The sequence below is a fragment of the Agromyces excoecariae genome, assembly GCF_051715505.1.
Lineage (GTDB): Bacteria > Actinomycetota > Actinomycetes > Actinomycetales > Microbacteriaceae > Agromyces.
On the sequence record NZ_JBPSLA010000011.1, the window covers coordinates 311,751 to 325,194 of the forward strand.

The following is a 13,444-nucleotide window of genomic DNA, read 5'->3' on the forward strand; positions in this document are numbered from 1 at the left end:
ATCGCATTCGGCGGACGATCGGCCCAGTCGACGGGTCGGACCTTCAGAAGAGCATGGCGGGAGCGGCGGCGTCGAGCAGCTGCGCGGAGGCGCCGCCGCTCGCGCGGGACCGCACTCCACCGGTCACGGAATCCTCACGGCCGCGCTCGAGCCGGTGGGCGAGCAACAGGGGTCGGATCCGCGCTCCGAGCCACACGCGGTACTCCTTGGGCGCGTACGCGGCGGATCCGGGGAACATGCTCCGGTACTTCGGCACGAGCTCCGGGTGTTCGCGCGACAACCACGCGAAGAACCACGGTTTCACGGCGCCCCGCAGGTGCAGGGCCGAGTAGACGACCGATGTCGCACCGGCGGCCTTCGCGCGGCGGAGGGCGTCGTCGAGGTGGGCCCTCGTGTCGGTGAGGAACGGAAGGATCGGCATGAGGAACACCGTGCAGTCGAATCCCGCGTCGCGGACGGCCGTGACCGTCGCGAGGCGGGCAGCGGTCGTCGGCGTGCCCGGCTCGATCGAGCGCTGCAGTTCGTCGTCGTACACCGCGATCGACATCGCGAGATCGATCGGCACGTGCTCGCGCGCACTCGCCAGCAGCGGCAGGTCGCGGCGGAGGAGCGTGCCCTTCGTCAGGACGCTGAACGGCGTTCCGCCAGCGGCGAGCGCCTCGACGATGCCCGGCATCAGCGCGTAGCGGCCCTCTGCACGTTGGTACGGATCGGTGTTCGTGCCGAGCGCGACCGGCTCGTGACGCCACGACGGCCTGGCGAGCTCGCGCCGGAGCACGTCGGCCACGTTGACCTTCACGATGAGCTGTCGATCGAAGTCGTCGCCGGCGCCGAGATCGAGGTACTCGTGGGTCGGCCGAGCGAAGCAATAGACGCAGGCGTGGCTGCAGCCGCGGTAGGGGTTGATGGTCCACCCGAACGGGACGTACGACTGGCCGGGCACCCGGTTCAACGCCGACTTCGCGAGCACCTCGTGGAAGGTCAGACCGGCGAACTCGGGCGTCTGCACCGACCGGACGAGGTTGTTCAGTCGCGCAAGGCCCGGCAGCGTGCCCTGCTGCTCGACGCCGAGCTCCTGCCCGTTCCATCGCATGCGATTATTCGAACACATGTTCGAATGGTCCGCAACCGGGCGCACCGCCCGAGGACATGTCGCCGCAACGTCCGCGGGTTACGCTGTGGCGATGTCCAGGACGCCGAGCACCGAAGACGCGTCGTCGGCGACGCCGGCTCGGCCGGGCCCGGGCAGGAGCCCGTCGCGCCGTGCGCTCGCCTGGCGCCGCGCAGTCCTCGTCGTCGTCGGCATCGCCTACGGCATCGGGCTGTCGACGGTGCTCTTCTGGCCGGTTCACGTCGACGGCGATGGCGGGCTGATCCGAGTCGACGGGATCATCGACCTCCTGGCACGGATGGGGATGCCAGCCGGCATCCGCTACCCGCTGGTGCAGTCCGGGCTGAATGCGGTCCTCTTCCTCCCCTTCGGCGCGCTGTGGGCCGCATGGTTCCGCCGCCAGCGCCTGCACCTGGTGATCTCGGCGACGCTGCTCGCGTCGGCTGCGAGCCTCGCCGCCGAGATCGTCCAGTCGCGCTACCTCCCCGAGCGAACCTTCGACCTCCGCGACGTGCTGGCGAACGGCGTCGGTGCCGGCATCGGCGCGCTCATCGTCGTGCTCGCGGCACGGCGCTCTCCGGCGCCGGATCCGAGGGCGTGACGACGGCGGATGGCTGGGCGGCGACCCCCGCCCCGAGCTCGAGCTCCTCCCCCGCCCAGCGCCGCCGCAGCCACCGGTCGTGGCTCGCGACGACGACCGCACCCGGGAACCCGCCGAGCGCGTCCTCGAGCTCGCCGGCGAGGGCGAGCGAGAGGTGGTTGGTCGGCTCGTCGAGGAGGAACACGTGCGGCGGCGCGGCGATGACGAGCGCGAGCGCGAGCCGTCGCTGCTGGCCGACCGAGAGACGCCCGACGGGGCGATCGAGGTCGCGCGGCGAGAAGAGCCCGAGTCCGTCGAGCGGGACCCGCTCGGCGCGCCGCTCCCCCACGGTCCGTGCGTAGATTGCGCGGGGCGAGGCATCCGGATCTGCGAACCGCACGTCCTGCTCCAGCAGCCCGACGCGGAGTCCGCGCCGACGGTGGACGACACCGTGGTCGGCCTCGAGACGACCGGCGAGCACGGCCAGGAGCGTCGACTTGCCCGCTCCGTTCGCGCCGGTCACGAGCAGCCTGGTCCCCGGGGCGACCCGGAGCGCCGGGACGTCCAGGCGACCGCGCACCGACACGTCGGACAGGTGCAGGAGCATGCCGGACTCCTCGGGAAGCGCGTTCGTCCCGGCCGGGATCCCGGTGAAAGCGAGCGGCGCCGGGGGCCGGGCGACCTGGGTGCGCTCGAGCTCGAAGAGCCGCGTCTCCGCGTTCCGCACACGCCGCGAGACCGCCTGCTCGACGCCCTCGCGCTTGAAGTGCTTGAGGAACTTGTCGTTGTCGGTCGCCGCCCGCCCGTGGGCGACGGATCGCGCCGTTTCGGCGACCGCGAGCCGTAGGCGCTTCAGGTCGGACTGCTCCTCCTCGTACTGGCGTCGCCATCGCTCCCGCGCGGCGGCGCGCACGGCGAGGTACTCCGTGAACGAGCCGCCGAACGCGGTGCTGGCGGATGCGGCGAGCGCCGCATCCCGCCCGCCCGTGGCGCCCTGCGTGCCTGCGCCCGCCCGAGCGTATGCGACCGCGCCGTCACGGCCCGGATCGAGATCCAGGAGCCCGGTGGCGACCCGGTCGAGGAACTCGCGGTCGTGGCTCGCGAACGCGACCGGTCCGCGCCAGGCGCGCAGGCGCGCCTCGAGGAACGCGGCGGCATCGTCGTCGAGGTGGTTCGTCGGCTCGTCGAGCAGCAGCGCCTCGGGCGCCGACAGGAGCAGCGCCGCCAGCGCGAACCTGCTGCGCTGGCCGCCGGACAGCTCGTCGATCCGACGACCGCGCCCGAGGCCGGAGACGCCGAGCCCGTCGAGCAGCTCGTCGCGGCGCCGATCGACCGACCAGACGTCGGCGCGCTCAGCGGCCTCGAGTGCGCGTGTGTAGCGCTCGGCGGCGAGATCCGGCGGCAGGTCGGCGTCGGCCTCGAGCTGCGCGCCGGCGACGGGCCCGCCGGCGAGCGCCGCGGCCGCCGCGTCGAGCTCCCGCTCGATCGCGCGGACCTCGGCGATCGCCGCCTCGAGCACCTGGTCGACGCGGTCGTCCGGTGCGAAGGGCAGCTCCTGCAGGAGAAGTCGCGTCCGCGGCGGACGCACGATGCGCCCCTGCGTCCGGGCGCCGGGGAGATCCGCCCCGGCGATCAGTCGGAGCAGCGTCGACTTCCCGGCGCCGTTCTCGCCGATAAGCCCCAGGCGGTGGCCCGGGGCGACGGTCAGGCCGAGGTCGGCGATGACTCGATGGTCGCCGAAGGCGACGGAGAGGCCGTCGCCGCGGAGATGGGTGGAATGGGTGACGGTGGCTGACAAGGAAGGGATCCCTTCGCGAGGTGCCCCCGAGCCGTCGGCAGGCGCCCGCGCGCTTCGGCGAGCACGGACGACGCGTCGACCGGCGGTCGTCACGCGAGAGCGGTGACGACGGCCCGGGAGCGGATGGATCCCGCCGGGCGTGTGCCGTCGTCGAGTCGCGCGCGAACACGGTCGCGATCAGTGCTGGAGCGCACACCCCGATGTCGACGGCGCCTCAGGCGCGGGACGATGGGATGTTCTCACTTCATAGCGCCGTCGAGGCTAGCAGACTTCGGGGCGCTTGAGAAGGGCGGATGCAGCGGCATCCGCCCGATCACCTCAGGCGGTGAGCTGCAGCGCGGCCGCGGTCCGCGCGAGCGAGGCCGCCGCGGCATCCGGGTCGCCCGAGAGCGTGGTGCCGTACGACGGGATCATCTCGCGGATCTTCGGCTCCCACTCGGCCATGCGGTCGGGGAAGCACCTCTGCATGACCTCGAGCATGATCGGGACGGCGGTGGAGGCGCCGGGCGAGGCGCCGAGGAGGCCGGCGATCGAGCCGTCGGCCCCGCTGATCACCTCGGTGCCGAACTGCAGCACGCCACCCTTCTTCGGGTCCTTCTTCATGACCTGCACGCGCTGGCCCGCAGTGATGAGCTCCCAGTCCTCGGACTTCGCGGTCGGCATGAATTCGCGGAGCGCCTTCATCTTCTTGTCGCGGGAGGCGAGCAGTTCGGACACCAGGTACCTCACGAGGTCGAAGTTGCGGAGGCCGACCTGCAGCATCGGGACGAGGTTGTGCAGCCGGATCGAGAACGGGAGGTCGAACCAGGTGCTCGTCTTGAGGAACTTCGGGGTGAAGCCCGCGTACGGGCCGAAGAGCAGTGAGGTCTCGCCGTCGACGACGCGGGTGTCGAGGTGCGGCACCGACATCGGCGGGGCGCCCACGGCGGCCTTGCCGTAGACCTTCGCCTGGTGTTGCGCGACGACCTTGGGGTTCGTGGTGCGCAGGAACTGCCCGGAGATCGGGAATCCGCCGTAGCCCTTGATCTCGGGGATGCCGGAGTGCTGCAGCAGCGAGAGGGCGCCGCCTCCGGCGCCGACGAACACGAACCGCGCTCGGACGGTCTCGGGGGTGTTGCCGACGAGGTTGCGGATGCGCAGCTTCCACGTGCCGTCCTTCTGGCGCTTCAGCCAGGTGACCTGGTGGTCGGTGCGGATCTCGGCCCCGCGCGACTCGATGTCGCGGAGCATCTGGACCGTGAGCGCGCCGTAGTCGACGTCGGTGCCGGACTCGATGCGGGTCGCGGCGATCTTCGCCTTGGGGTTGCGCTTCTTGGCCAGCAGGGGCGCCCACTGGGCGATCGTGTCGAGGTCCTCCGAGTACTCCATGCCGGCGAACAGCGGCTCGCCCTCGAGCGCGTCGACGCGCTTCTTCAGGTACTCGATGTTGGACTTGCCGCGCACGAAGGTCATGTGCGGCGTGGAGTTGATGAAGCTGTTCGGCTCGGAGAGCGCGCCCGACTCGACGAGGTGCGCCCAGTACTGGCGGCTGACCTGGAACTGCTCGTTGATCGAGACGGCCTTCTCGGCACTGACGGTGCCGTCGGCCGCCTCGGGCATGTAGTTGAGCTCGCAGAGCGCGGCGTGACCGGTGCCCGCGTTGTTCCACGGGTTCGAGGACTCCTGCGCGACGCGACCGAGGCGCTCGTAGAGGCGGATGCTCCAGTCGGGCTGCAGCCTCGAGATCAGGGAGCCGAGCGTGGCGCTCATGATGCCCCCGCCGATCAGGACGACGTCGACGCTTTCCTCGGAATTCACGCGTTCCAGTGTATGGGCGCGCGGATGGACGCGATGACCAGCCAGTCTGCCGCGGATGTACGCCCTGACCAGCCCGGGTGCGAAGTCAGAGGGCCTGGATGCCGCCTGCGAGCAGGCCGACGCCGGCTGTGGCGAGACCGATCGTGAGCGAGAGCGCGCCGAGCCAGAGCAGCAGGATGGCTCGGCCGGGCTTCGCCGGATCGCGCCCGAGCACGGACAGGAAGAAGCCGGCCGGCATGAGGATCGCGGCGATCGGCACGCCGAGTCGGGCGACCCAGAGCCATCCGCCCTCGAGGGCCGCCGCCGGCAGCACGGCGAGGATCGCGACCGAGAGCACGATGAGGACGCCGGCGTGCGCGTGCCCGGCGCGGAAGAACGACTGCTGCAGCGGGTTGGCGGGCGCGAGGCCGCGCGAGACGCGGGTGAGGAACCATCCGCCGCTCTCGACCGTGACGAGTGCGAGCAGGAGCGCTCCGATGAGGACGGTGTCGATCGGCGACGGCATGGCGCGGCCCTCCGGGGTCAGATGTCATGATTGGATAGCGTGACTCTCCAATATTAGAGAGTTCTGCTATCCAATGCAAGGAGTCCGCATGCGCATCTCGGCCCTGGCCGACGCCTCGGGCGTCGCCGTCGCGACGATCAAGTTCTACCTGCGCGAAGGGCTGCTCCATCCCGGCGTCGCGACGTCGGCGACGCAGGCGACGTACGACGCCTCGCACGTGCGTCGGCTCGCGCTGATCCGGGCGCTCACCGGACCCGTCGGGCTGAGCGTGCACCAGGCGCGGGCCATCCTCACCCTCGTCGACGACCCCGGCGGCGACCTGTACGCGACGCTCGGCCGAGCCGTCGGCGCTCTCCCCCCGCCGACCGAGGCGCCTCCGGCCGGCGACCCCGACCCCTACCCGCGGGCCCGCGCGGCGCTCGAGGCCCTCGGCCAGGTCTACGACCCCCGCTTCCCCGCGGTCGCGCAGCTCGAGACCGCCTTGGCCGCGGCCGAGGACGCCGGCCTGCCGATCAGCCCGGAACGCCTGCTCGCCTACGGGAGCGCGGTGCGCGAGCTCGCGGCGTACGACCTCGAGCGGATGCCGGAAGAGCCGCGCGCCGCGGTCGAGTACACGGTGCTCGGCACTGCGTTGTACGAGCCCGTCATCCTCGCGCTGCGCCGGCTCGCCCACCAGGACATCGCCGCACGGCTCGACCTCGGTCGCTGAGCGGATGCCGCGGCCGTGCGGTCATCGGCCGCCGACGCCGAGGCCCTCGCCCGGACGGCACGGGACCCGGTCGCCCTCAGGCGACCGGGTCCGGTGAGTCGATCGGATCAGACGGACGCGGGCAGCTTCGCCGCGACCAGCTCCGCGATCTGCACCGCGTTCAGCGCGGCGCCCTTGCGGAGGTTGTCGTTCGAGACGAAGAGCACGAGGCCCTTGCCCTCGGGCGCCGACTGGTCCTGGCGGATGCGGCCGACGTAGCTCGGGTCGGTGCCCGCGGCCTGCAGCGGCGTGGGGATGTCGCTGAGCGCGACGCCAGGGGCATCCGCCAGCAGTTCGGTCGCGCGCTCGGGCGTGATCGCGTTCGCGAACTCGGCGTGGATCGACAGCGAGTGGCCCGTGAAGACCGGCACGCGCACGCAGGTGCCCGCGACGCGGAGGCCGGGCAGCTCGAGGATCTTGCGGCTCTCGTTGCGGAGCTTCTTCTCCTCGTCGGTCTCGAGGTCGCCGTCGTCGACGATCGAACCCGCGAGCGGGATCACGTCGAACGCGATGGGCCGCGGGAACTTCTGCGGATCCGGCATCGTCACGGCGGATCCGTCGTGCACGAGGCCGATCGCATCCTGCGCGACCGCGGCCTTCGCCTGCTCGAGGAGCTCCTCGCCGCCGGCGAGGCCCGCGCCCGAGACGGCCTGGTACGTCGAGACCATGAGCCGCTCGAGTCCCGCCTCGTCGTGCAGCACCTTCAGCACCGGCATCGCCGCCATCGTGGTGCAGTTCGGGTTCGCGATGATGCCCTTCTTCGCCTCGTCGATGGCGTGCGGGTTCACCTCGCTGACGACGAGCGGGACCTCGGGGTCCATGCGCCAGCCGCTGGAGTTGTCGATGACCGTGACGCCCGCGGCCGCGAAGCGCGGTGCCTGCGCCTTCGACAGCGTCGCGCCCGCCGAGAAGATCGCGATGTCGAGACCGGCCGGGTCGGCGGTCGAGGCGTCTTCGACGACGACGTCCTCGCCCTTGAACGGCAGCGTCGTGCCGGCCGATCGCGCCGAGGCGAAGTAGCGGATCGAGGCGACCGGGAAGTCTCGCTCCTCTAGGAGGCGACGCACGACCGCGCCGACCTGACCGGTGGCGCCGACGACGCCGATGTTCACTCCGTGTGCCATGGTGCTTCCTCTCGTGGCATCCATCAAGTATTCAGGAGGTTCCGCGGTGCGCAGGACCCGTGGCGGCCGATCGTCCGGCATTGGCAGGCTTCCCCCGCAAACCGGCAGTCGATCGACGGATGACGCGGGGCGAGTGCCGCTCGCGCGGCGCGGCATCCGCTCTGCTGCCGCGGGTCAGCGACCCGTTCCGGCGTAGACGATCGCGTCGTCGTCGCCGTCGAGGTCGAACGCGGTGTGCACCGCGCGCGCGGCGGCGTTGACGCTGTCGGCGCGCGTCACGACCGAGATGCGGATCTCGCTCGTCGAGATCATCTCGATGTTGATCCCCGCCTCGTAGAGCGCCTCGAACAGCCTTGCCGAGATGCCGGCGGCCGAGCGCATCGCGGCGCCGACGAGCGAGAGCTTGCCGATCTGGTCGTCGTACTGCAGCGACTCGAAGCCGAGGGACTCCTGTGCGTCGGAGAGGGCGGTGAGTGCCTTCTCGCCGTCGGACTTCGGCACCGTGAACGAGATGTCGGTCCGCCCGGTCGCCGCCGCGGAGACGTTCTGGACGATCATGTCGACGTTCGCGTTGGTCCTCGCGACGATCTTGAAGATCTTGGCGGCCGCGCCGGGCACGTCGGGTACGCCGACGACCGTGATCTTGACCTGCCCGAGGTCGACGGCGACACCGGCGATGACGGACTCTTCCACAGCTTCTCCTTCGGGAAGGCGCTCGGGGTCGTAGACGATCGTCCCCTCGCTGTTGTTGAACGACGATCGCACGTGCAGCGTGACGCCGTGGCGACGTGCGTACTCGACGGCGCGGATGTGCAGCACCTTGGCGCCCGACCCGGCGAGCTCGAGCATCTCCTCGCTCGTGATGCGGTCGAGCTTGTGCGCCTTCTTGACGATGCGCGGGTCGGACGTGAACACGCCGTCGACGTCGGTGTAGATCTCGCAGACGTCGGCGTCGAGCGCTGCTGCGAGCGCGACGGCCGTGGTGTCGCTTCCCCCGCGGCCGAGCGTCGTGATGTCGCGCGACTCGCGGCTGAAGCCCTGGAACCCGGCGACGATGACCACCGCGCCCTCGTCGAGCGCCTCGCGGAGGCGCACCGGGGTGACCTCGACGATGCGCGCCGCGCCGTGCGTGGCATCCGTGATCATGCCCGCCTGGCTGCCCGTGAACGAACGGGCGTCGTGGCCGAGGCTCTTGATGGCCATGGCGAGGAGTGCCATCGAGATGCGCTCGCCCGACGAGAGCAGCATGTCGAGCTCGCGCGGGGCCTGGATCGGCGTCACCTCGTTGGCGAGGTCCATGAGCTCGTCGGTCGTGTCGCCCATCGCGGAGACCGCGACGACGACGTCGTTGCCCGCCCTGCGGGTCTCGACGATGCGCTTCGCCACCCGCTTGATGCTCTCCGCGTCCGCGACGGACGATCCGCCGTATTTCTGCACGATCAAGCTCACGTGGGCGCTCCCGGGGGTGTCTGGGCCGGGGAAACGTTCACCCGGCGCCGGAAGGACCATCATACGGCGGGGCGCATGCGCGCCCGGCCATGTGACGGCGGGACTACAGTGCGGACATGGCGGACACGCTGGAAGCTTGGACGGACTTCAACGTGGCGATCGCGGGGGCGACGGCGGCCCTGGCCGGGCTCCTCATCGTCGCGATGTCGGTGAACATCCGCGAGATCATGTCGTCGGCCGCGCTGCCGGCGAGGGCCGGCGCGGCGATCGCGGCGCTCGTGCTCGCGCTGGTGGCCAGCACCCTCGGTCTCGTGCCCGGCCAGCCCGCGATCGCGTACGGCCTCGAGGTCGGGGTCGCGGCCCTCATCGCCGGTGCGTTCCAGGTCGTGGCGATGCGCGCCGTCAGCCGAGAGCGGTACGGTCGGGCGGGCCTGCGGGCGGCGCGGTCGCTGCTCGGGCTGCTGCCCGTCGCGGCGTATCTCGTCGGTGCCGGTCTCGTTCTCGCGGGTTTCACCGGCGCTGGGCTGGGCGCGATCGCGACCGGGGCGATCCTCGCAGTGGTCGTGGCGATCGTGATCGCCTGGGTGGTGCTCGTCGAGGTCCTGCGTTAGCGGTCGCGCTCCATGTACCACTCCGTGAAGCGCGAGGCGCGGCCGTCGTCGGCGAGCCGGATGACCCAGAGGTTGTCGTAGAGCTTGGCGGCCGGGTAGTCGGTGCGGCCCTGCACGATGACGAGGTCGCCGGCTTCGCTGAGCACCTCCCAGTCGAAGTGCCAGTCGCCGGGCTCGTCGCGCGAGTCGAGCCATCCGGCGATGATCGCCTCGCGGCCGCGGAGCGCGTCGGGGTCGTCGGGACTGAACTCGTACACCGCGTCCTCGGTGAACAGTGCGGCGATGTCGTCGGCGTCGTTCGACGCCCATGCCCGGACGTAGCCGGCGACCCAGTCGGTTCCTGCGCTCATGCGGTCCGTTCTACTGGTGCCGTGAGCGTGCGTCAACGGATGGCGCGGGGCGCCGTTCCGTGCGTCAGCCGACGACGCGCCGGCCCTCGAACGCGCGGCCGAGCGTGACTTCGTCGGCGTACTCGAGGTCGCCGCCGACCGGCAGGCCGGAGGCGAGGCGGGTGACGCGGATCTCGAGGGTCGTGAGCAGGCGGCTGAGGTAGGTCGCGGTCGCCTCGCCCTCGAGGTTGGGGTCGGTCGCGATGATGACCTCGGAGACGGTGCCGTCGGCCAGGCGCTGCATGAGCTGGCGGATTCGCAGCTCATCGGGGCCGATGCCGTCGATCGGGCTGATGGCGCCGCCGAGCACGTGGTAGAGGCCGCGGAACTCGCGGGTGCGCTCGATGGCGACGACATCCTTCGCCTCCTCGACGACGCAGATGAGGCTCGCGTCACGGCGCGGGTCACGGCAGATCGAGCACGTCGACTGCTCGGCGACGTTGCCGCAGATCTCGCAGAACTTCACCTTGTCGCGTACCTCGGTGAGGATCTCGGCGAGACGGGAGACGTCGAACTGCTCGGTCTGCACGATGTGGAACGCGATGCGCTGCGCCGACTTCGGACCGATTCCGGGGAGCCGGCCGAGTTCGTCGATGAGTTCCTGGACGATGCCCTCGTACACGCGCTACCCCCGCTCGCCGAATCGGGTCTGCGGCGCCTCGACCTCTTCGAGGAAGGTGGCGCCGAGCAGGTCGCGCACGACGGCCTCGCCGTACCGCTGGATGGGCGGCGCAGCGCCCGCCGGCGCGCCCTGTGCGGGACGCGATGCCGGCTTCCGCGCGCCGCTTCGGGACGGCGCCGGTGCTGCCTGCGCCGGACGGCCGTCGGCCTCGGGGCCGGGCGCGTAGTCGGGCTCGGGTTCGAGTGGCGGGGCGTCGGCATCGTCGAGCGGCGGAACGTCGTCGTCGGCTGCGACAGGCGACGCGGTCTCGACCGGTGCGGGGCGTTCTGCGACGGCGGTGCGCGAGGCCGTTCGAACGGTCGGGGCGGATGCCGCGGCGGTCGGCGCGTCGGGCTCAGCCGATGTCGGGTCCGAGGTCGGGATCGCGACCGTGGCCCAGGAATCGACCGGGCCGCTCGGGGCCGCCGAGGTCTCGCCGGCAGGGCTGCCGGCGGCGCGTGCGCCGGGCGCGGCCGCCTTGGGCCCGGGGACGACGCCGGCTGCCCCGTCGGAACGCAGGGCCGTCCCCGGCGGTGCGGTCGCCGGGTCGGCCGGTGCCCGGACTCCGTCGCGCGCCGACGGCGCACCGGACGCCGGTGCCCCGGGTCCGCGATCGGCTCCCCCGCCGGCCGACACGACGCGGGCGAGGAACTTCACCCTCACGCCGAGGACCTCGTTGATGGCGGCACGGAGCAGGTCGCCGACGCTCTGGCCCGCCGGGCCCGAGCGGAAGCTGCCCATGTCGGACTCGCTGGGGAAGCCGAGCACGAGCACGTCGTCGTCGCGATACTCGAGCACCTGGGCCGTGAACGCGACCATCCACGCGCTGCGCTTCGTGCGCTGGAGCGAGGAGAGCACTTCCGGCCACGCATCGCGCATCTGCTCGACGGTCACCGGGCCGACCGGTCGCGCCGGAGCCGGCGCCGCCGGAGCCGGCGCGTCGTCGGGAGCGGACGGCGACCGGGTGGCGGCGGGCGCGACGGGCTCGGAGCCGGTGGCGGGTTCGACGCTCGGCGTCTCCCACTTCGGGGGCGTGGACGGAGCAGGACGCTCCACCGCCGGCGGCTCCGCAGGCGGGGAAGCCGCCTTCGAGGGTGCGGCCGCGGAAGGCGTCGTCGGAGCGGCCGATGCCGGCGCTCCCGGCACGGAACCGTCGCCCGCGGCATCCGTCACCCCGACCCGACGCTCGAGCCGCTCGACGCGCGCCAGCGCGCCGCGCTCGGTCTCATCGCTCGAGGGCACCAGCACCCGCGCGAGCATGAGCTCGAGGTGCAGTCGGGGCGAGGTCGCACCCGTCATCTCGGTGAGGGTCTGGTTGACGAGGTCGGCGACTCGGGAGAGTTCGGCGGCGCCGAACACCGATGCCTGGGTCGACATGCGCGCGAGCTCGTCGGCCGGGACGCCTCGCAGCACCGCCGCCGCGGCTTCGGGCGTGGTCGCGGCGACGACGATGAGGTCGCGGAGCCGCTCGAGGAGGTCCTCCACGAACCGGCGCGGGTCCTGCCCGGTCTGCATGACGCGGTCGGCCGCGGCGAACGCCCGCGCCGCATCGGCGGCCCCGATCGCCTCGACGACGTCGTCGAGCAGCGCGCCGTGCGTGTAGCCGAGCAGCGCGACGGCGCGCTCGTACCCGACCGTGGACCCCTCGGACCCGGCGATGAGCTGGTCGAGCAGCGACAGCGTGTCTCGCGGCGAGCCGCCGCCCGCCCGCACGACGAGCGAGAGCACGCCGGGCTCGACCTGCACGCTCTCTTCGTCGCAGAGCTTCTGCACGTAGTCGAGCATCGGCGCGGGCGGCACGAGGCGGAACGGGTAGTGGTGCGTGCGCGAGCGGATGGTGCCGAGCACCTTGTCGGGTTCGGTCGTCGCGAAGATGAACTTCACGTGCTCGGGGGGCTCCTCGACGAGCTTCAGCAGTGCGTTGAAGCCCTGCGGCGTCACCATGTGCGCCTCGTCGAGGATGAAGATCTTGTACCGGTCGCGAGCCGGCGCGAACACCGCGCGCTCACGCAGGTCGCGGGCGTCGTCGACGCCGTTGTGGGATGCCGCGTCGATCTCGACGACGTCGAGCGAGCCGCCGCCCGCACGCGACAGCTCGACGCAGCTCGGGCAGACGCCGCACGGGGTGTCGGTCGGCCCCTCGGCGCAGTTCAGGCAGCGCGCCAGGATGCGCGCCGACGTCGTCTTGCCGCAGCCGCGAGGGCCGGAGAAGAGGTACGCGTGGTTCACCCGGTCGGTGCGGAGTGCCGTCATGAGCGGCTCGGTGACCTGGGACTGGCCGATCATCTCGGCGAAGGTCTCGGGCCGGTAGCGGCGATAGAGGGCGGTGACCACGCGTCAATGGTAGTCGCGGCGTCCGACACCCTCGCCGCGTCTCGACATCCGGCCAATCGTCCGGCGATGCAGCCGTTCAGTTGCGGGTCGCTCAGCGTGCAGCCGTCCTGGCACAGCGCGGGCGACCACATCAATCGGGGCCTTTCGCAACATCAATCGGGGCCTTTCGCAACGCACGAGGCGGGATCGGGCCACTTCTGCGCGGCCCGATCCCAACCTCTCGCGTCTACCCTAGGAATGCTTCGAGCTGGGCTGCCACCGACGACGAGACCACACCGGCGCCACCCAGGATGACGATCTTGCCCGGCTTCAACCGCGTCAACTCGGCCGCGACCTC

At 71.8% G+C, this 13,444-nt stretch carries 12 protein-coding genes; 3 read left to right on the forward strand and 9 right to left on the reverse strand.

The features are described from left to right. Window positions 1–43: 43 nt before the first annotated feature. Window positions 44–1,093 carry an Rv2578c family radical SAM protein gene (locus tag ACSJD1_RS11690; protein WP_438855472.1) on the reverse strand — a complete coding sequence of 350 codons (1,050 nt, stop codon included), beginning with the start codon at window positions 1,091–1,093 and terminating at the stop codon, window positions 44–46. Between the two features lie 91 nt (window positions 1,094–1,184). Between ACSJD1_RS11690 and ACSJD1_RS11695 the strand changes: the two genes are divergently transcribed. Next, on the forward strand, window positions 1,185–1,712 hold the full coding sequence (locus ACSJD1_RS11695) for a VanZ family protein (RefSeq protein WP_438855473.1): 528 nt from the start codon (window positions 1,185–1,187) through the stop codon (window positions 1,710–1,712). Here ACSJD1_RS11695 and ACSJD1_RS11700 read toward each other — a convergent pair. From ACSJD1_RS11700 to ACSJD1_RS11710, 3 genes are all read right to left on the reverse strand, one after another. After that, on the reverse strand, window positions 1,660–3,489 hold the full coding sequence (locus ACSJD1_RS11700) for an ABC-F family ATP-binding cassette domain-containing protein (RefSeq protein ID WP_438855474.1): 1,830 nt from the start codon (window positions 3,487–3,489) through the stop codon (window positions 1,660–1,662). The two genes, ACSJD1_RS11695 and ACSJD1_RS11700, sit on opposite strands and share 53 nt — an antisense overlap. 318 nt (window positions 3,490–3,807) lie before the next feature. Next, on the reverse strand, window positions 3,808–5,286 hold the full coding sequence (locus ACSJD1_RS11705) for a malate:quinone oxidoreductase (protein WP_438855475.1): 1,479 nt from the start codon (window positions 5,284–5,286) through the stop codon (window positions 3,808–3,810). 85 nt (window positions 5,287–5,371) lie between these two features. After that, window positions 5,372–5,791: a hypothetical protein gene (locus ACSJD1_RS11710; protein WP_438855476.1), complete on the reverse strand. Its 420-nt coding sequence runs from the start codon at window positions 5,789–5,791 to the stop codon at window positions 5,372–5,374. A gap of 88 nt (window positions 5,792–5,879) precedes the next feature. Between ACSJD1_RS11710 and ACSJD1_RS11715 the strand changes: the two genes are divergently transcribed. Then, on the forward strand, window positions 5,880–6,500 hold the full coding sequence (locus ACSJD1_RS11715) for a MerR family transcriptional regulator (RefSeq protein WP_438855477.1): 621 nt from the start codon (window positions 5,880–5,882) through the stop codon (window positions 6,498–6,500). Window positions 6,501–6,607: 107 nt separating this feature from the next. Here the strand turns inward: ACSJD1_RS11715 and ACSJD1_RS11720 are convergent, their stop codons facing one another. Together ACSJD1_RS11720 and ACSJD1_RS11725 are read right to left on the reverse strand one after the other, a co-directional pair. Then, entirely contained in the window at window positions 6,608–7,663 is a 1,056-nt protein-coding gene (locus ACSJD1_RS11720; protein WP_438855478.1) for an aspartate-semialdehyde dehydrogenase, read from the reverse strand. Between the two features lie 174 nt (window positions 7,664–7,837). Next, a complete protein-coding gene (locus ACSJD1_RS11725) occupies window positions 7,838–9,112 on the reverse strand; it encodes an aspartate kinase (protein ID WP_438855479.1) in 1,275 nt (424 codons plus the stop codon). Between the two features lie 116 nt (window positions 9,113–9,228). Between ACSJD1_RS11725 and ACSJD1_RS11730 the strand changes: the two genes are divergently transcribed. Continuing rightward, window positions 9,229–9,723 (forward strand): hypothetical protein, encoded by a 495-nt coding sequence (locus ACSJD1_RS11730; protein WP_438855480.1) that lies wholly within the window; start codon window positions 9,229–9,231, stop codon window positions 9,721–9,723. On the opposite strand, the gene ACSJD1_RS11735 is transcribed toward ACSJD1_RS11730, so the two are convergent. From ACSJD1_RS11735 to ACSJD1_RS11745, 3 genes are all read right to left on the reverse strand, one after another. Beyond that, window positions 9,720–10,073 (reverse strand): nuclear transport factor 2 family protein, encoded by a 354-nt coding sequence (locus tag ACSJD1_RS11735; RefSeq protein WP_438855481.1) that lies wholly within the window; start codon window positions 10,071–10,073, stop codon window positions 9,720–9,722. The two genes, ACSJD1_RS11730 and ACSJD1_RS11735, sit on opposite strands and share 4 nt — an antisense overlap. Before the next feature lie 64 nt (window positions 10,074–10,137). Next, entirely contained in the window at window positions 10,138–10,734 is a 597-nt protein-coding gene (gene recR, locus ACSJD1_RS11740; protein WP_438855482.1) for a recombination mediator RecR, read from the reverse strand. A 3-nt stretch (window positions 10,735–10,737) separates the two neighbouring features. Then, entirely contained in the window at window positions 10,738–13,107 is a 2,370-nt protein-coding gene (locus ACSJD1_RS11745) for a DNA polymerase III subunit gamma and tau (RefSeq protein WP_438855483.1), read from the reverse strand. Window positions 13,108–13,444: the final 337 nt, after the last annotated feature.

What these genes read in the sequence shown, in the direction of transcription:
- ACSJD1_RS11690 (WP_438855472.1), bottom strand. Translation starts at nt 1,093, where the DNA reads ATGCGATGGAACGGGCAGGAGCTCGGCGTCGAGCAGCAGGGCACGCTG.
- ACSJD1_RS11695 (WP_438855473.1), top strand. Translation starts at nt 1,185, where the DNA reads ATGTCCAGGACGCCGAGCACCGAAGACGCGTCGTCGGCGACGCCGGCT.
- ACSJD1_RS11710 (WP_438855476.1), bottom strand. Translation starts at nt 5,791, where the DNA reads ATGCCGTCGCCGATCGACACCGTCCTCATCGGAGCGCTCCTGCTCGCA.
- ACSJD1_RS11715 (WP_438855477.1), top strand. Translation starts at nt 5,880, where the DNA reads ATGCGCATCTCGGCCCTGGCCGACGCCTCGGGCGTCGCCGTCGCGACG.
- ACSJD1_RS11720 (WP_438855478.1), bottom strand. Translation starts at nt 7,663, where the DNA reads ATGGCACACGGAGTGAACATCGGCGTCGTCGGCGCCACCGGTCAGGTC.
- ACSJD1_RS11730 (WP_438855480.1), top strand. Translation starts at nt 9,229, where the DNA reads ATGGCGGACACGCTGGAAGCTTGGACGGACTTCAACGTGGCGATCGCG.
- ACSJD1_RS11735 (WP_438855481.1), bottom strand. Translation starts at nt 10,073, where the DNA reads ATGAGCGCAGGAACCGACTGGGTCGCCGGCTACGTCCGGGCATGGGCG.